Here is a 15,735-nt window from a genome sequence, read left to right as displayed (position 1 = left end):
GATAATTTTCCAGTCGATCAACCATGTCCACACCCAAATCGTTCCCGGAACGATTTGACCTCCGCCGCCTCCCTGCTGTCGCACTCGTCACCTACGTGATCGCACTGCTCGCGTGGGTGGCGATCGTTGGCCGTTGGCTCCCGATGCCAGGAGGCGCGATGAATATGCAGATGTCCGACCCAGGGGTGCCGGAGGCGATGGCGCTCTCGAACGGAGTGGCAGGTGCCAGTTTCTATCTGCTCATGTGGGGCGTGATGATGATCGCGATGATGTATCCGTCGTCAGTGCCCCTCTTCCGGCTCTACTACAAGACGCTCGAAGGAACGTCAACCGCAGGCAAAGTCGCGCGGATCGGGGTAGTTTTGGGGACGTACGCGCTCGTATGGACGCTTACAGGGGTCGTTCCTCTCCTGGTCAACGCGGTGGTGCCAGTCGCACCTCTTGCAAACACTCACGGCGGGTTCCTATGGGGCGGAACGTTGGTGCTTCTGGCGGGATACCAGCTGTCGCCGTACAAAGACCGTTGTCTGCGGAACTGTCGGTCACCGCTCGGGTTCCTCATGAGTCACCATCGGCCGGGAATTCGGGGTGCCATCCGGATGAGCTGGAAGTACAGCATCTTTTGCATCGGGTGTTGTTGGGCGCTATTCGCGTTTATGGTTGTCGTGGGGTCGATGAACATCGTCTGGATGGCGCTCATCACGGTAGTACTGTCGCTCGAACGAACCGTAGTATGGGGCCGGCAGCTCGCCCATGTGGTCGGCACCCTCGCTGGTATCGCCGAGATTGCCGTCATTCTGATCACGATATTGTAGCGCATTGGAGTGAGATGAACCCTGTCACTATTTTGGAGGTCAGTTCGCACGGGAGTTTTACCGAAATCTGAACGAGTAGAATACTTGAACCGGCTGTTGACTACACCCTCTCTATTCAGCACACCATTCTTGTCACGCTCTGAGAGCTTCAGCAGAACCGTGTAGGTTAGTATAATTTACTAACCTGTGTTAGCGACTGTACCAACCAGAAACGAATGAAAGAGTGAAGGAGAGCCGAAAACGTCAGCAGGAGTCAGTTAGATTCAGCGAGGAAGTCCGTCACCCACACATCAGGGCGTGGTGAGTGCAGATCGCCCATTTCAAGCACTTCGTCGGGAGTGGCGACCCGATACCCGCACGGACTTAGGTAGACCCGCGACGGGCCAGCCGCCGTCATCGTCCCAACAAGCCGCTGACAGCGCGGACAGCGGTATTCGTGCCTCATTCGGTGGCCTCCTCGACGCGGAGCGATCCGCCGCAATCGCCGCAACTGTACTCCCCAAAGTGTTTCACGACGTTCGGGCGCAATTCGTCCGTCACAATCCTCGCAGATTACCCACCAGTTCGGGCTTTAAATCGTTCGAAGTACTTGCGTTGTGTCGAGGGCGTCGGTCCCACGAGCGAATGTTCGCCCGTGGCCTGCCTGGCCGAACTCGTGGAACTACCTTGCGTGGATCAACTCATGGCGCACCGTCGAACTGAATTGCTCCCAGCCGTGATTTTCTAAAGCGTCCCACGTGAGCATGATCGTGATTGCGTCCGTTACAGAGTTGTACTTCTCGACACCTCATCGCATGCTAGTTTATTGAATCGATTCTACTTACATTTCGAAGAGAGGAGTGGCGTTTGGCACCGGAGTTGATGTGCAATTGATCCGAGTGGCGCGGGGAATTCAGACAATGTCCGAAGAACTTCACAAACACCGAGTGCTCCCGTAACGAACGCACACGAGAGGTAGATCACAAGTCCGAGTGGTGGAACAACAATTAGGGAGAGTGGGAGCGTAAAGCCAGCCATAATGATGGAGTGGGTGATGAGGTGTGGGAGTGCAAGAATCGGTGGCCCTGCGAGAAGCGTGGTCACAACAATACTACCAAGGCGAGCATCCGAGAGTGGGTTGAAACCGACCTTTCGGGCGCTCCAGACATGGAAGATGAACATTGAGCCATAACCGATACTCGTTGCGATAGCTGCACCATGCATTCCATATCGGGGAATCAAGAGAACGTTGAGTCCAAGGTTAATTGCGGCAGCGGTGCCGGTCGCAAGGATGGGGAATGTAAACGTACCTTTGCCTTGACTGATTGCGAGAATAGGCCGAGCAATAGCGAATCCAAGTGCGCCCGGCAGTAAGAGGAGAAGTGGCGTTACCGCTGGCCGGAAGTCAGCACCGAGGTACACCGGTACTACATCGGTCGCTAGTGCAGCGAGTCCCAGCGCCATCACTACAGTTATGAGCAGTGCGTATCGGGTTGTGCGTGCAGAGAGAGTTGATATTTTGTCAATCCGGCCTTGCGCCCAGAGTTCTGAAGTGGAATGAACAAAGACGGTTTGGAGCGCAAGTGGAATAAACCAGAGAAATTCCGCTAATTCGAGTGCGCCTTTATAATATCCGACTTGCTCTGGGAAAGTCAAAATATTAAGCATCAGAAGGTCAATTTGGTAAAGCGATGTGAGAAAGAGGATGAGCACGATTGATTGCGAATTGAAAGTGAGCAACTCTCGCCGAGGAAACTGAGATGGTGAGAATTTGAAGATACTTTTCAAAGATATTTGTTGATTAATGAGAATGAGGCCGATAATGGCGACGACTGTGCTTGCGGTAATCTGGCCCGCAAGAGCGCCAGTAACACCGTACCCCGACTGAATGAGCGTGAGAGCAACACCAACGAATGTGACTTTCTGCAATATCAGCAAGGGTTCGGAATACCGTTCAAGACCAAATCCCATCAACGTCCGACGAGCGTATTCTCGGAACTGACTCGTAACGACAAGAAGCGCAAGCAGATAGAAGTATACCTCGTATCCGGGATCAAAAATGAGCGTGAGTACACCACTCCATGCTAGAAAGGTCACAACGGCCGCTCCAAGGAGTGCTAATCCGAGCGCTAATCGAAAGTAGAACCCAACGACGTGAGACGTCCAGCGCTGAACTGATCGATTCTCGGCGAGAAATTTGCGGACACCATCACTCACTCCAGAGCTAATGAAGATCATAAATAGCGAGAATGGCGCAAGGAGACCATAGTAGATGCCGATCTTTTCGACGCCAAGCCAGCGATACAGCAATGGGGTGGTTAAAAGACCAATGAAAAGTGTGAGTATCTTTGCCCCAGCGATAGACAAAAAGCCACTCAAAATACTTCGATCCATTATCTCAGTCTACTATAAACATAATAGTTTAAAAGTATTATTACCATTATCAGGTTTCAAACGGGAGGGAAACCGAGACTTCGTACTCTTAAAAGTAATCGAACAAACGATTAGCGTGTGAATCTTGACCACACTGGCTCAATTGTAACTGATGAGGATTTGCACTGAAACTAACTATCATCATCGCGCTCAGTTGTCGGTATGTCGTCCTCATTAGGTGGTTCTAACCACTCGGTGAGCGTTCGCTGGACGGCTACATCCATCAGTGTCGATTGGCGTGACATAAATGGAAGAAGTGAGTGGGTTAACAGCAGTCGGTGAGTGCGCCCTTCCGGGTGGCTTCCGCGCCACAGTCTTCACATGTCCAGTATTTGTGATCGACAGTGCCGTACTTGTCGTAGCCAGTGTATGGGCTACTGATACGCTCGTCTTAGTCGTCGTCCGATGGGAACGCCGACAGCGTGCCGTCGTTCGTCGCGGTTTCGACCGCAGTCAACAGCGGAACTCTAACATTAGGAACCACCGGGGGTGTCGATTCGTCGTCAGCCCTGCGTTCTACTGTTCTTTGCCTCGATTGAATCTGGTCTCATCCTAACTATCTTTGACTGCATCGGCGATACGCTAGGGATCTTGATGACGAGGCACAGGTGGCCACCTAAGTGATTTAGGTTGGGAAAGATACCAATTGCCCGATTCCCATATCACTGCTATCGGTTTAGAGAAATGTTTACATCACATGGTTATGTAATATGGAGTTCACGTCTCCGGAACCACTGCTGTTTGTTGGTGGTGTCCTCCACCAGAAAGAATACTCGTCACTTGGGGTCGTAAACAAGCGGCACGCATTCATTTGCCGGAGCTGTGGTGAATGGCATTTTGAGCAGAAGACAGGAATCATTGATAACGTCAACCGTTTACCTGTCTCAACGCCTTTATCGAGGCGTGACGGGAAGATAAGATACCGACCGAGGCTTGTGCGTTAGTCATTCACAGCACTTTGTGCTGAGTCGACATGCTGTCGTTCATCGGTGAGATCTGCCTCCCGCCAGGTACCCCGACTGAACCACAGAAACGCGATAACCGCACCAGTGACGTTCGAAACTGCAAACGAGAGCCAGATGCCCTCCGCTCCGAATGGACGGGAGGCGATCCAGGCAACCGGGAGGCGGATTACACCGAGCATCAATACCGAGATAACTGCGGCGGTCAACGTTTTGCCGGCTCCTCGGAAGCCACCGGTGTAGGCGCGGACGACACCGATGAACCCGAATGTTGGCGCAACATACCGCAAGAAGGTTGCACCCACGTCGATGACCGCGGGATTGGTGGTAAAGACGGCGACGACAGGGCGCGCACTCAGCCAGACGACGATGCCCGCAGCACCTAGAATCAAGAACATGGCCCGGGCTGCGAAATCATTCGTCGCTGCGACGCGGTCACGCTCGTCGGCACCGATGTTTTGTCCGGTCATTGTCTCGACACCGCGAGCGACTGCGATCGCCGGGAGAAAGATCACCGAGAAGACACGGACGCCGATTCCATACCCAGCGACGACCGTCGTCGGGAAGAGGCCGACGATAATCAAGAGCAAGTTGACCGAGAGTGCCCGCCCCGTGACTTCGACCGACGCCGGGACACCGATTCTGAGCATTTTCCGTAGATACGATAGATCAGGAGCCATCTGTCCAAGTCGGATTTGGAGTCCGTGAGACCCGTGGAACAGGATACTCAGTCCAACGACCATCGCAAGCATGCGTGCAAAGATCGTCGCGTATGCCGCACCTGCCACTCCCAGTCTGGGAAACGGCCCCCACCCGAAAATCAAGAACGGGTCAAGGACGATGTTGACGGCGACCGATCCGAACATAACGAGCATCGGCGTCACCGTATCGCCATAGCCTCGCATCAGCGCGACGAAAATCCAAAAGCCGAACATGAACACGAGTCCCAAGGAGATAACTCGCATATAGGATGTCGCAAGGGGCAATACGGCTGGTGAGGCACCAAGCAGTGCGAGAAAGTCCCCGACGACGAGGTATCCTCCGCTCCCAATCAGCAACGCTGCAACCACGGAGAAGACAACGGTCTGCGACGCCGCATAACCCGCCTGCCGTTGTTCGTCAGCGCCCGTATACTGAGCAACAAGGACGCTGCCAGCGACCGATAGTCCCATTCCGAGCGCGATGAGCAGAAACACCATGGGGAACGCGAAACTGATCGCGGCGAGCGCGTTTGTGCTGTACTGGCCGAGCCAAAATGTATCTGTGAGATTGTAAGCCGTTTGGAGCAGGTTTGTCACGACGATCGGTAACGAAAGATAGAACAACGGCCGGGCAATGCCGCCCGAGGTGAGGTCGAACTCTTCACGCGTTTTGAAAACGCTTCCAAGACGGTCGCGGACGCTCACCGCAATACCTCGTCCACGATCGACTGCTCTCGAATCGGTGTCGGAGAACTGATCGCTATGTACTCACATGGCTGATCGTGATCGATTCCTCTCTTTCTCGTATGAAGCGCCGTCGAAGTACCGTTCCATTCTCCGGTCATCCTCCTCTGGCAGGACATCACTGCCTCTCCCATGTCTCCCATCGCTGTTCGCTTCCGTCGTTGATACATATCTGTTAGTTTATTTTCGTTACTGTGCATTCGAGCACCCGTCATACGAACAATTCTGTATCACACTCTCTCCTCTTGGAACCGTTTGGTGACAGGGCGGGCGGGCTGAATTGGCTTCCGGCCGTCCTGTACAAATCCTTCGAGCACGAGGCTGGTGAGCGTGTGGTCGGTTATCGCTACGAAGGATGTGAATGTGCCCAAAGAGATGGGAGTACCTTAATCTCCTTCCAGCCGTCCCCCCGACTGATCTGTTTGACACGGATTGCGTCGAAATTATCGAGCACAGCATTGTGTTCTTGGGCGAGCAGCGGTCGGCAATAGTTCTCTTTCTCCCATACCGCATTGCCAGTTTCGGCATCGAAACGCGTGCCGCGGAGCGCAACGGTGAGTGCTGGTCCGGACAGGCGCGGTGGTTCAAGTTCTCCGTCCGATAGCTGATTATGCTGTTCCGGTGGCAGTCCAGCATCTGGAGGGGCACGAATGAGGTAGTAGGCCATGTATGAACGAACGTGATTACGCTATTTGAGAGTTCGCTGAAGACAGCTTTTGTAGTGGTTCTAATAACTACGTGCCCATTCTCGATAACTTTCTACAAATAACCGAGGCGAGTGCCTCAGGGCGTGTCCCCGCGGTACTTTATGCGAATATCACCCCTCCTTGATTACTCAACCGTTGTAGTCAGGGATCGAGGTGGGGTCGTCAACTTTCCCGCCGCCTAGCCAGAGATCGCCCGATCGTGTGATTAGGACGATGAATTGACGTGGGCTGTCCCTGATGTTGTCGCTGTTGGTGTTGAAGGCGGCGACTTCGTGACTCCCGTTACGTTCGGCGACAACAGCCAAGTGTTTGCAGTAGGCGTTGCAGTGGATATGATGCGGGCACGTGCAGGCCATCAGCTCGTCGGTCACGTCGTCGATGGAGACGGTGTACTGATGGTCTGCAGGGTTCTCGTGACTCTCGTTGGTCACGTCGACCATTCCGGGGACTTCAATGCTGTAGGAGAACTGTTCGGCCTGTGCGGGTTTCTGGGCCGTCTCGTCAGATTCAAGTCCTGCGCTCGGTTTCGTACTCATGGTCTTCTAGCCGTGGCATTTGGAAGACCGGTGCCGGGTGGTCCTAAGCACCCGGCGCGTTTCAACACGCCCGAGGGCACCGTTCTCTTTATGTTAAACTATACACTGGTCAGACTTTCGATTGTGGCGTTCACTGTCGTCGACAACGCTGATCATTCTCGATAGCTGCCCGAATTGCTTCTTCATACAGTGCCGCTCCGTCAGTAATTCCATAGAGATTCACCGCAGGATTGACATCAATAACATAGATATTTTTGTGAATGAGAATATCTAACTCGAACAGAGAGAGGTCGAACAAATTCTGGACCTGACCAACATAGCGAACAAGACTTGTAGTAACTGGTTGTTCAACAGGAAGACCGTCGCCGCGAGGCAGTCTAACGACTCGAACTTCATCGCCGATACCAAACAGTTTGTAGCTTCGATGTGGGACGACATACTTTTCGACCATTTGCTCGTCAGGGAAGTCATACGAACCGGCGAGATGGATCGTAAACTCGTGGCTATCAGAGTGGAACTCACTTCTGGATTTCACGATGGCAGGCGGTTGAAGTGTAATTGTTTTCGCTAGACCGTATTGGAATTCCGGGACGTAGACACCGCCTCGTCGAAGCGTCCGATAGCAATCGAGGCGGTCGGCCGTAATGTGTGCTCCTTCGTAGCTATTTAATGTTGGTACCCCTGCTGCACGAGCACGCTTGAGGTCTGCAAGCGTAGCCGGATTCCAGTGTGCCATATGATAGAAGTCGAGGTTGAGTTCATCCATATCGGGATGCTCAACTCTGGGATTCAGTAGTACGACTGTTGCCCACGACCGAAGCCTGTCGAGCAGTTCAAGTTTAACATCGTTTCCACGGTCTGGCCAATACGAGATCCCAATCCTTAGCCGGTTGGCTGAAGTCGTCATGGAACTGTATCTGGAGGCGGCTCAATCGTGTGGATTCTCATCGGCGGTGCGGTTTTGGAAAGCTCCATGTGGTACATATTATCCTGGTAGATATTGAAGAGTATCCCGAAACAGTCGGAACATATATAATATAATATAGACATTTTTGAGGGACATCTATAATAAGTGGGTAGAGTGCTTGGTAGTAAATGAGGGTGATACCTGCCCTCAACTCAAACCAATTGCCGACGAAGACGTTGACCGAGTGCTGAAAAAGGTGGCTCTGTTGAAACCCTGTTCTCCATATACAGCCCAGCTTGAAATGCCCGTTCAGTCGATATGCTTGAAATCCTCCCTGCCCTAAAGGGTGAGGATTCCTCGAAGAGGATATTCAGGTTGCGCGTTTCCTCGGTTCTCAAGTACGCTTTCGCGTGGGACGTCGAAGGTTGCCGTCCAGTTGTTACCAAGGACGTGCTTTCCAGCGCGTGTAGCCCTGGGTCGGCAATGTCGTCGTACACTTCAATGGGCGTGTACCACCATTGGGAGATACACGGGAAGCCGACGACGACTGTGCCGTTCTCGGTCGTGTCGATTTCCCAATTCTGGTTGTTGACGGCGAACGGGTGACTCTCTCGGTAGCGAACCTCTCCGTCCTTGTTGTGGTCGGATTTCGCCTCTCGGATGGCTTGGTTCTGAATGGCCGAGTAGAGGTCGTTGTCGATGCTGGCTGTGGTCACGGATTTCCCGAAGCCGCCGTTCTCCCATTCGTCGATACAGAACTGTTTGGTGTCACGGTAGAGACGAGTGGCGTGTTGCCACTCTTTCCGCCGTGAGAGGGATGGATTGTGGAACTTCGCGGTGACAGTCACCGTGACCATTACAACTGTAATTGGGTGCGATTGATTAGGTATCTGTTGGAATATCAGGCCATGCTATCGACGGTGGTCTGTGTCATCGTTTGTCGGATTCATCCCCGCCCTAAAGGGCGGGGCTTTCCCCTCGCACTTCCGTAATGAGCATATCGTTGAGAAACTTGGTTCGAAAAAGTGGTTCTCAGTATCGCTGCTCACCAGACCGATCGCGTTCTATCGGAACGGTATCGGGATGGCGCGCACTCCAGTCAGTGTCCTTGCCTACAATAAGTTCGAGCACTAAAACGGCAAGTGCAATTGGAACGAGCCCGAATACGACCCGTTCCAGTGTCCCCGAAGCACTGACGATAAACGCATCGCTAGCCCATGGTCCAGTGAAGAGCTGCTGAACGGTCTGAAAGGCCAGGTGAAAGCCTATACACGCCCAGGTGTCGTTGGTGATGGCTCGAATCATCCCGATCACGACCGCTACGAAAAAGAAGAATACAATGCGTTCAGTCGTGAGGAATGCCCCGATGGAGATCCCCCACAGGCTAAACAGAAGTGCCTGACCGCCGACAGATGTCCAGCAAGGAAGTGAGCCATTAAGGTTGCGATAGATGTACCCACGGAAGATGAGCTCCTCCAGAAGCGCCTCAGACAGGAACACGAGCGCGATGAGGCCGAGGAGGATCCCTGCTAGAGTAGTAAGAGACGTGGTGAGAGAGATATCAACCCAGCCGAGGGCGAGCGCTACACCCAGTCCAATACCGGCCGGAATCAGGTAACACCCTATGCCGATGCAAAATGAGCGCAATCCCGTCCGCAGCGGTGGAATCCCGAGTCCTCGCAACGGCCGCTTGTCGAGGAACCGTCGGGCAAGCACAACTGCTGGAACGGTTAGTGTGGTTAAGAGGAGGGCGCTTACCACGTGGCCAAGGCGGTCGTAGCCGGGGCCGAACACAACTCGGTTCACGTGTAGGATGAGGAGCCAGATGAGAATCACTACAAGGAATACAAAGGCGATTCGCCAAGCTAATCCCAATCGTCCGTTGCTTGGATCACGATGTCCGCCGTTGTCCGCAGTTGGATTCTTATGATTTGCACGAGTCACATATCATTCTATGTATAATCTTCTATATAAGGGGGTTGCTCACAGCGTTTTTCACTCTTCTACAGGCCGATATGTAGATCTGCGGATTGTTTCGTACTCATGGTCTTTCAACACTCTGCGCGAGAATGGAAAGGTTGAGCGGGGGAAATTAAGTCCGGGGTGGTTATCCGGTGGATTCCCGGAAACTAGCCAAGTAAGGATGGAAAATAGATCTTGATTACTACAGCACCGTCAATGGATCAATCAACCTAACGTTCTCTGCGACTCCGTGCCGGGCAGCGATATCCTGGACGATAGTACGAAGTTTCGTATCGGCGGTAATCAGATGGACGGTATCGTCAGTAGCGAGACCACAGGCAAGGGCTGGAATGTATTGATCGGCTTTGACGGTATATTCCGGGAGCGTATCGCCTGCAATGTGTTGACGTGCTTCGTCGATGACGCCGCTATATCTCTCAAAATCCGGTGTCCGAAGGACAAGAAATCCTTCGTCGACAAGGTCTTGGATTGCCTGTGCCGAGGCACGATGATTAGCAGGTGCATTGTCAGCCGCAAGCACGTCGTCAACGAGTTCTTGCTTGACCGATCGTGGAAGAATGAGCGTTGCTCCCTCTTCAACGGCGGTACGAACGCGATCCGGAAACGCTCGCCCATGCATGATAACCGCGTTTGCATCCAGTACCACGACAGTCATCGGTTGAACAACTCAAGTTCAGACGCCAGCCGAAGAAAATCGGCGTGCTGCATGTCAAGCATACCACTCGCTTCGCGATAGGTGAGCTCACCCGCATCGACACGCTCCCAGATATCGAGAAGTTCGTCGATGATGCCGTCTCCATACGTCGCAAGCATATAATCGATTGTTTCAGACTCTGTCTCGACAGCTGTTGCTATGGCATCCAGTGACAGTTGAATGTCGAACTCAACAGCACTGTAGGTTGCAGGCTTCATTTGCTCGCGATGTAGAAGGCCTGCTTGGTGCAACTCACGGCAATAGTCGTGCGCTGTCGTGTGTGGAATTCCGAGGTCGTCTTTGAGGGCCGTTACGGTAAACCACTCGTGATCGGCCGCGTAGCTGAGGATGTCGAGCTTTCGATCGTTTGCCAGTTGCTCAAACACGGTTTGAAGGCGTTTCCGTGAGATGGGGGTATCGTCTTTGATGCTCATACGGAGTTTACGAATATACGAATTCTTCGTATATTCCTAAACGTTTCGCATTGTCAGCGTTTAGGGAGATGATGTTGAACATCCTGTTATTGTTGCAGTGAACCGTCTCAGGGCTTGACCTCCGAGGCACTCGGTCTGTTCAGCCTGTAGACACCGTATTAGTATGTCCTCTTTTCATGAATCGGGACAGGGCTATCGTATCATACTGATGCAATAAAACTGTGGGTGAGGGACGATGAGCAGCTACAAATCGCGTGCTTGGACGGTCTTGCGATCGTTTTCTTCGGCTCGTCGGGCAGCGTTGTCGAGGACAGTTGCAACTTCCTCATCGAGTGCATCATAGAAATCACTCGCCACATTTTGTCCTTCGAGCTGTTCTTTCACTGCGGCTTTGACAATCAAATCAGCCATACAGCCATCCAGACGGAATAATACTACAAAAAGACAGCGGCAAAATAGCCGAGAAAAGATCATTAATTCGTACCATTGGCAGTAAAATTCTTAATATATCACTATAATCTAAGTTTCCGGCTGTGACCGCTCGGTGGGTTGCAGATGCGCTCGCGAGTGAGCGGCGACCAGTGGATCAGGGGCTCGAGGAGGTGCATAAGGGTGGAGCGGTTGAACGAGGGAAGCTCAGTCCACGGTGGTTATTTGATGGATTCCAGGAGAATACTTGATAGAAAAGGTTGTTCTAGGGATGAACCTTACCTATTCTAATCGAGACAGTGTAGACGATGAGAACGTTCAACCCAAAACAATATAGTGCCAAATGCGAACTAGTACCATGGAATCTGCACGCGATGAGATCGAATATCTCGTACGATCGCAGCACCGCATTGAGGTAATCAACGCACTAGCTGACGATCCGCACAGCCGGTCGGATCTATGGGCAGTAACCGGCGCATCGTCGTCCACGATCGGACGGATGCTGCGCGAGTTCGAAACGCAGGGCTGGATTGTCCGAGACGGTCATAAACACCGGGCGACATCAGCGGGCCAATTTATCGCGGAGGAGGTCACCACTTTGCTCACCCGAATGGAGACCGAGCGGAAACTCCGAGATGTCGCACAATGGCTTCCAACTAAAAGCCTCGGTATCACAATCGAGGCGTTTGCTGAGGCAGTCGTCACGGTCGTCGACTCCGAGGACCCCTACAAACCCGTGCATCGTTATGATGAGTTAATCGAAGATGCGGAGCAGATGCGGGCTTTTGGGACGGCAACACTCAAATCGGCCAACGCTGGTTCGTTGTTCCAGAACGTTCGTGCCGGCATGGAGACCGAGATCATCTACCCACCACCTATCGTCGAAGCTGTGCTTGAGTGGTCACCTGAGGCAGCCAAGAAAGGCCTCGCGAGTGGCAACCTTACCATCCTGCTGCACGACACGCTTCCGTGTGGGCTCACTATCTTTGACGACCGCATAGCCCTCACCGGCTATGACCCAGATACCGGTATGTTACGAGCGATTGTCGACACCGACGCCTCGAAGGTACGTGAGTGGGCGACCCCACTCTACGAGTCCTATCGCAATGAGGCTCGCTCTCTCAATATGGAAGCGATCGAAGCGTGACACCCTCATCGCCGTAAATGGCAAGGATTTAGCGCCCTACAAGCAGAAAAGACCGGAAGCTTCAGGCCGTGAAGCTATCGACAACCTCGGTTGGCCATAGCATTGGTCGTATTTGGGGTTCAGATCACGTTCGTTGACTCACGCATATCGAACCAGGGATTCGCCGAGCAATGGATTTCGTGCAACTAGTGCATCACTTGCACCGGCCGCAACGCTGGCATGCACTGGGTGAATTGCATCAGATAACAACGTATTGGTGTGTCTCGTCCACCTTCACGCAGGAGAGACGACTATGACAACAGACAATCGAACAGGACAAGACCAGATAAACGAAGAGAAGCTAGACGAACTCGTTGGAACAGCTATCAATGATCTTGGCGGGGCGTTTCAAGCCGCACTGGCTGAGATCGGCGACTGGCTCGGTCTCTATGCAGCATTGGCTGATGCAGGACCATTCACGTCGACCGAACTGGCCGAGCATACCGACACGCACGAACGCTACGTCCGCGAGTGGCTACGGTCACAGGCCGCCGGTGGGTATGTGACCTATGATCCCGAGACGGATCGTTACAGCCTCTCTCCCGAACAGAGACTCGTACTGGCCAACGAGGAGAGTCCCACATTTATGCTGGGAGGGTTTCAGGGAACTAACGCCATCATTGCAGAGGTCCAGGACGACATTGAAGCGGCATTCCAGACTGGCGACGGCGTCGGATGGCACGAACATCACCCGGAGCTGTTCTCAGCCACGGAGCGGTTCTACAAACCTGGGTACGCGGCGAGTCTGATAAGCGAGTGGATTCCCACCCTTGACGGGATGGAAACGAAGCTCGAAAACGGTGCACGCGTAGCCGACGTGGGCTGTGGCTACGGGGCAACAACGATCCTCATGGCCGAAGCGTACCCTGAGTCCACCTTTGTCGGTATCGACTACCACGACCACTCGATCGACATGGCACGCGAGCGTGCTGAGGAGGCCGGTATCGCAGAACGCGTCAGCTTCGAAGCGGCAACGGCCAAGTCGTATAATGGAGCAGAGTATGACCTCGTAACGATGTTCGACTGCTTTCACGACATGGGCGATCCGGTCGGCGTCGCAGCACATGTTCGGGAGACGCTTGCCGACGACGGCACGTGGATGCTGGTCGAGCCGTTCGCCAACGATCAGGTTGAGGACAACCTGAACCCGGTAGGACGGGTGTTCTATGCCTTCTCGACGATGATCTGTACACCGAATTCGCTTGATCAGGGCGGCAACCCTGCACTGGGTGCGCAGGCAGGAGCGGCTCGACTGCGTGAGGTTGCTACCGAGGGAGGGTTCACGCGCTTTCGACGAGCGACTGAGACGCCGGTCAACCTCGTACTCGAAGTGAAACCGTAGAGGTGACTGGCATGTCGCCTAAGCCACGTTCGACATCGTGGCAACGGCCGACCGTGCCGCGGTCAACACCTATGTAACACCCGACTATTTCAATCACCGGTCTGCCGACGAACCGATGGAAGCCCGTCAGCGCGGTCCAGAGGGGCCTAAAGCCACGATTCGATGGCTACACCGGGCATTCACCGACATGCGGTTCGAATTCCATGAAGTCGTTGTCGACAGAGACCACGTCGTCGCACGGGTGACCTGCATGGCCGCCAACATGGACCGTTTGTCGTCCACGATTCGCCCGACTGAGACGTGACGAACGTATTTCCGTCAAGGGGTCGTTCGTTCGCCATCAACCAGACACACTGGTATCGCATCGCCGACGGTGCCGTCACAGAACACGATGCTGTGCGCGATGATCTCGGCATGACCAAGCAACTCGGTCGGTTTCCACCGCAACCTAGCTACATCGTGCGAATGCTGCTTGGACGGCCGCGTGAACGTCGCGCACAACGCCACTCGGAACGAGTCGATGCAACTGCTCGAGATAAACGAAAGTCAGTGTGACAAGCACCAAAGACGCTAACTCGTGCTGATCTGAGATTGGTAATAGGTAAGCACAGTACATTTTCTTTTTTGCTGTTTCATCGTCGATAAAAGCGATGCACTGGTAGTCTACGAGCGTTTCGTGGCTTCCAGTGGTGACGTCGATCAATCCGGGGGCGTTGACACCGAGAGAGAATTGTTTCCGCTGTGCGTATTTCGTCTGTTCAACGAGGTGGTGCCATAACGGCTATCGTTACTGGAAGCGATCATATGACTAGCGATCCTTGCATTGAAGCGAGGGTAAAAGCGGAGTCGTAGCAACGAATCGCTATGGGGGGATACAATGGCAGACATCGAGGAGAACAAACAACTTGCGCGTCGTGTACCAGAAGACATCGCGACGGAGCGGAACGTCGATTTGATCGATAAACTATTTGCCGAGGACTTCGTCGAGCACGGCCCATTCGGCCAGCGAACGGAAGGACGGGAGGCAGCGAAAGAGGACATGGACAAATTCCTCGACGCATTTTCAGACTTTGAAGCAATCGTCAAGGATGCCGTTTCCGAGGGTGACACTGTGGCCATGCGCGTGACGCTTCGTGGAACTCACGACGGTGAATTCATGGGAATCGAACCAACTGGTGAGTCGTTCGAGGTCCCGAATATGGTGTTCACTCGAATCGAGAATGGAAAGATTGTGGAGCGATGGGTGCAACCCGAGACGTTAGGTATGCTCCAGCAACTCGGCGTCGCAGAGTCACCCATGTCCTGATCTGGTGTCGAGACAGGTGGACCGCAAATTTTTTCACAGCTTCACTATCACGATATTTTGCGTACAGATATTCTATGTATTCCGCCAGCATACCCAGAACAAGGATGTTCTTTCTTCAGTGACTTCGGATCATATCTAGTGGCGAGCAAGCAGAGTGAGTGGGACTAATTCGGTAGTTCCATCCGCTCTATCCTCACGCATGGCCAGCACGGGAAGTCACCGAGGCCGTCGCAATCACAGTCATCTGGCTCGGCATCGTCTCCCTCCTCCGAAGGGAACGCTGTCAGCGTGCCGTCGTCAGTCGTGTTCTTGACGGCAGCCATGTGTTTGCAGCAGGCGGTGCGGTGGACATGATGCGCACGCGTGCAGGCCATCAGTTACCCGGTTACGTCATCGAGTATGACCACATGCTGGTGGTCTGTGAGATTCTTGGTGCTCTTACTGTTGATTTCGATGAGAATAGATATCGAGATGGATAGAGAATTTCTAATACAAATACTTGACCTGTACTTATGTCCGTATTATTTCCTGATATAGTAAATTCATATTGAACACTCACAAAGCTTATCACGTTTAC

At 53.3% G+C, this 15,735-nt stretch carries 18 protein-coding genes and 1 pseudogene; 6 read left to right on the top strand and 13 right to left on the bottom strand.

Features of this window, described 5'->3' with window-relative positions; all coding sequences use genetic code 11:
* Positions 1 to 23: 23 nt before the first annotated feature.
* Positions 24 to 815, top strand: a complete 792-nt coding sequence (locus LIX15_RS11565) for a DUF2182 domain-containing protein (RefSeq protein ID WP_227773346.1) — start codon at positions 24 to 26, stop codon at positions 813 to 815.
* A 253-nt stretch (positions 816 to 1,068) separates the two neighbouring features.
* Here the strand turns inward: LIX15_RS11565 and LIX15_RS11560 are convergent, their stop codons facing one another.
* The 12 genes and pseudogenes from LIX15_RS11560 to LIX15_RS11510 form a co-directional block, all read right to left on the bottom strand.
* Complete coding sequence (locus LIX15_RS11560) at positions 1,069 to 1,260, bottom strand: hypothetical protein (protein WP_227773345.1); 192 nt, start codon at positions 1,258 to 1,260, stop codon at positions 1,069 to 1,071.
* A gap of 371 nt (positions 1,261 to 1,631) precedes the next feature.
* Entirely contained in the window at positions 1,632 to 3,188 is a 1,557-nt protein-coding gene (locus LIX15_RS11555; protein WP_227773344.1) for an oligosaccharide flippase family protein, read from the bottom strand.
* A gap of 304 nt (positions 3,189 to 3,492) precedes the next feature.
* Positions 3,493 to 3,609, bottom strand: coding sequence for a DUF8118 domain-containing protein (locus LIX15_RS33995; protein ID WP_486327115.1), 117 nt, complete (start codon positions 3,607 to 3,609; stop codon positions 3,493 to 3,495).
* Between the two features lie 558 nt (positions 3,610 to 4,167).
* Positions 4,168 to 5,595 (bottom strand): MATE family efflux transporter, encoded by a 1,428-nt coding sequence (locus LIX15_RS11550; RefSeq protein ID WP_227773343.1) that lies wholly within the window; start codon positions 5,593 to 5,595, stop codon positions 4,168 to 4,170.
* Positions 5,596 to 5,980: 385 nt separating this feature from the next.
* The gene (locus LIX15_RS11545; RefSeq protein ID WP_227773342.1) at positions 5,981 to 6,301 is read right to left on the bottom strand and encodes a hypothetical protein; all 321 of its coding nucleotides are present in this window, start codon (positions 6,299 to 6,301) and stop codon (positions 5,981 to 5,983) included.
* A 168-nt stretch (positions 6,302 to 6,469) separates the two neighbouring features.
* Positions 6,470 to 6,877: an SWIM zinc finger family protein gene (locus LIX15_RS11540; RefSeq protein WP_227773341.1), complete on the bottom strand. Its 408-nt coding sequence runs from the start codon at positions 6,875 to 6,877 to the stop codon at positions 6,470 to 6,472.
* Positions 6,878 to 7,007: 130 nt separating this feature from the next.
* Positions 7,008 to 7,643 carry an ATP-grasp domain-containing protein gene (locus tag LIX15_RS11535; protein WP_227773340.1) on the bottom strand — a complete coding sequence of 212 codons (636 nt, stop codon included), beginning with the start codon at positions 7,641 to 7,643 and terminating at the stop codon, positions 7,008 to 7,010.
* 614 nt (positions 7,644 to 8,257) lie between these two features.
* Positions 8,258 to 8,641: pseudogene (locus LIX15_RS11530) on the bottom strand (transposase); the annotation flags it as partial.
* Between the two features lie 175 nt (positions 8,642 to 8,816).
* Complete coding sequence (locus LIX15_RS11525; RefSeq protein ID WP_227773339.1) at positions 8,817 to 9,659, bottom strand: CPBP family intramembrane glutamic endopeptidase; 843 nt, start codon at positions 9,657 to 9,659, stop codon at positions 8,817 to 8,819.
* 289 nt (positions 9,660 to 9,948) lie between these two features.
* Positions 9,949 to 10,422, bottom strand: a complete 474-nt coding sequence (locus tag LIX15_RS11520) for a PIN domain-containing protein (RefSeq protein ID WP_227773338.1) — start codon at positions 10,420 to 10,422, stop codon at positions 9,949 to 9,951.
* Positions 10,419 to 10,895: a helix-turn-helix domain-containing protein gene (locus LIX15_RS11515; RefSeq protein WP_227773337.1), complete on the bottom strand. Its 477-nt coding sequence runs from the start codon at positions 10,893 to 10,895 to the stop codon at positions 10,419 to 10,421. Before LIX15_RS11515 ends, LIX15_RS11520 begins: the two co-directional genes overlap by 4 nt.
* Before the next feature lie 243 nt (positions 10,896 to 11,138).
* On the bottom strand, positions 11,139 to 11,306 hold the full coding sequence (locus LIX15_RS11510; RefSeq protein WP_227773336.1) for a DUF1931 domain-containing protein: 168 nt from the start codon (positions 11,304 to 11,306) through the stop codon (positions 11,139 to 11,141).
* Positions 11,307 to 11,682: 376 nt separating this feature from the next.
* On the opposite strand from LIX15_RS11510, the gene LIX15_RS11505 reads away from it, so the two are divergent.
* From LIX15_RS11505 to LIX15_RS11485, 5 genes are all read left to right on the top strand, one after another.
* Entirely contained in the window at positions 11,683 to 12,471 is a 789-nt protein-coding gene (locus tag LIX15_RS11505) for a helix-turn-helix transcriptional regulator (protein ID WP_227773335.1), read from the top strand.
* A gap of 292 nt (positions 12,472 to 12,763) precedes the next feature.
* Positions 12,764 to 13,852: a class I SAM-dependent methyltransferase gene (locus LIX15_RS11500; RefSeq protein ID WP_227773334.1), complete on the top strand. Its 1,089-nt coding sequence runs from the start codon at positions 12,764 to 12,766 to the stop codon at positions 13,850 to 13,852.
* 37 nt (positions 13,853 to 13,889) lie between these two features.
* Positions 13,890 to 14,156: an ester cyclase gene (locus LIX15_RS11495; protein WP_227773333.1), complete on the top strand. Its 267-nt coding sequence runs from the start codon at positions 13,890 to 13,892 to the stop codon at positions 14,154 to 14,156.
* A complete protein-coding gene (locus LIX15_RS11490) occupies positions 14,153 to 14,407 on the top strand; it encodes a nuclear transport factor 2 family protein (protein WP_227773332.1) in 255 nt (84 codons plus the stop codon). The genes LIX15_RS11495 and LIX15_RS11490 overlap by 4 nt, the downstream gene beginning before the upstream one ends.
* A gap of 322 nt (positions 14,408 to 14,729) precedes the next feature.
* Positions 14,730 to 15,158: an ester cyclase gene (locus tag LIX15_RS11485; RefSeq protein WP_227773331.1), complete on the top strand. Its 429-nt coding sequence runs from the start codon at positions 14,730 to 14,732 to the stop codon at positions 15,156 to 15,158.
* Between the two features lie 164 nt (positions 15,159 to 15,322).
* Here LIX15_RS11485 and LIX15_RS11480 read toward each other — a convergent pair whose 3' ends face one another.
* Complete coding sequence (locus LIX15_RS11480; RefSeq protein ID WP_227773330.1) at positions 15,323 to 15,532, bottom strand: hypothetical protein; 210 nt, start codon at positions 15,530 to 15,532, stop codon at positions 15,323 to 15,325.
* Between the last annotated feature and the right edge of the window lie 203 nt (positions 15,533 to 15,735).

The organism is Haladaptatus pallidirubidus (assembly GCF_020700235.1).
GTDB classification, from domain to species: Archaea; Halobacteriota; Halobacteria; order Halobacteriales; family Haladaptataceae; genus Haladaptatus; species Haladaptatus pallidirubidus.
This window is presented reverse-complemented; position numbering and strand designations above follow the sequence as displayed.

What these genes read in the sequence shown, in the direction of transcription:
- LIX15_RS11480 (WP_227773330.1), bottom strand. Translation starts at nt 15,532, where the DNA reads ATGGCCTGCACGCGTGCGCATCATGTCCACCGCACCGCCTGCTGCAAA.
- LIX15_RS11545 (WP_227773342.1), bottom strand. Translation starts at nt 6,301, where the DNA reads ATGGCCTACTACCTCATTCGTGCCCCTCCAGATGCTGGACTGCCACCG.
- LIX15_RS11540 (WP_227773341.1), bottom strand. Translation starts at nt 6,877, where the DNA reads ATGAGTACGAAACCGAGCGCAGGACTTGAATCTGACGAGACGGCCCAG.
- LIX15_RS11510 (WP_227773336.1), bottom strand. Translation starts at nt 11,306, where the DNA reads ATGGCTGATTTGATTGTCAAAGCCGCAGTGAAAGAACAGCTCGAAGGA.
- LIX15_RS11500 (WP_227773334.1), top strand. Translation starts at nt 12,764, where the DNA reads ATGACAACAGACAATCGAACAGGACAAGACCAGATAAACGAAGAGAAG.
- LIX15_RS11485 (WP_227773331.1), top strand. Translation starts at nt 14,730, where the DNA reads ATGGCAGACATCGAGGAGAACAAACAACTTGCGCGTCGTGTACCAGAA.
- LIX15_RS11555 (WP_227773344.1), bottom strand. Translation starts at nt 3,188, where the DNA reads ATGGATCGAAGTATTTTGAGTGGCTTTTTGTCTATCGCTGGGGCAAAG.
- LIX15_RS11560 (WP_227773345.1), bottom strand. Translation starts at nt 1,260, where the DNA reads ATGAGGCACGAATACCGCTGTCCGCGCTGTCAGCGGCTTGTTGGGACG.
- LIX15_RS11505 (WP_227773335.1), top strand. Translation starts at nt 11,683, where the DNA reads ATGGAATCTGCACGCGATGAGATCGAATATCTCGTACGATCGCAGCAC.
- LIX15_RS11520 (WP_227773338.1), bottom strand. Translation starts at nt 10,422, where the DNA reads ATGACTGTCGTGGTACTGGATGCAAACGCGGTTATCATGCATGGGCGA.
- LIX15_RS11515 (WP_227773337.1), bottom strand. Translation starts at nt 10,895, where the DNA reads ATGAGCATCAAAGACGATACCCCCATCTCACGGAAACGCCTTCAAACC.
- LIX15_RS11565 (WP_227773346.1), top strand. Translation starts at nt 24, where the DNA reads ATGTCCACACCCAAATCGTTCCCGGAACGATTTGACCTCCGCCGCCTC.
- LIX15_RS11535 (WP_227773340.1), bottom strand. Translation starts at nt 7,643, where the DNA reads ATGGATGAACTCAACCTCGACTTCTATCATATGGCACACTGGAATCCG.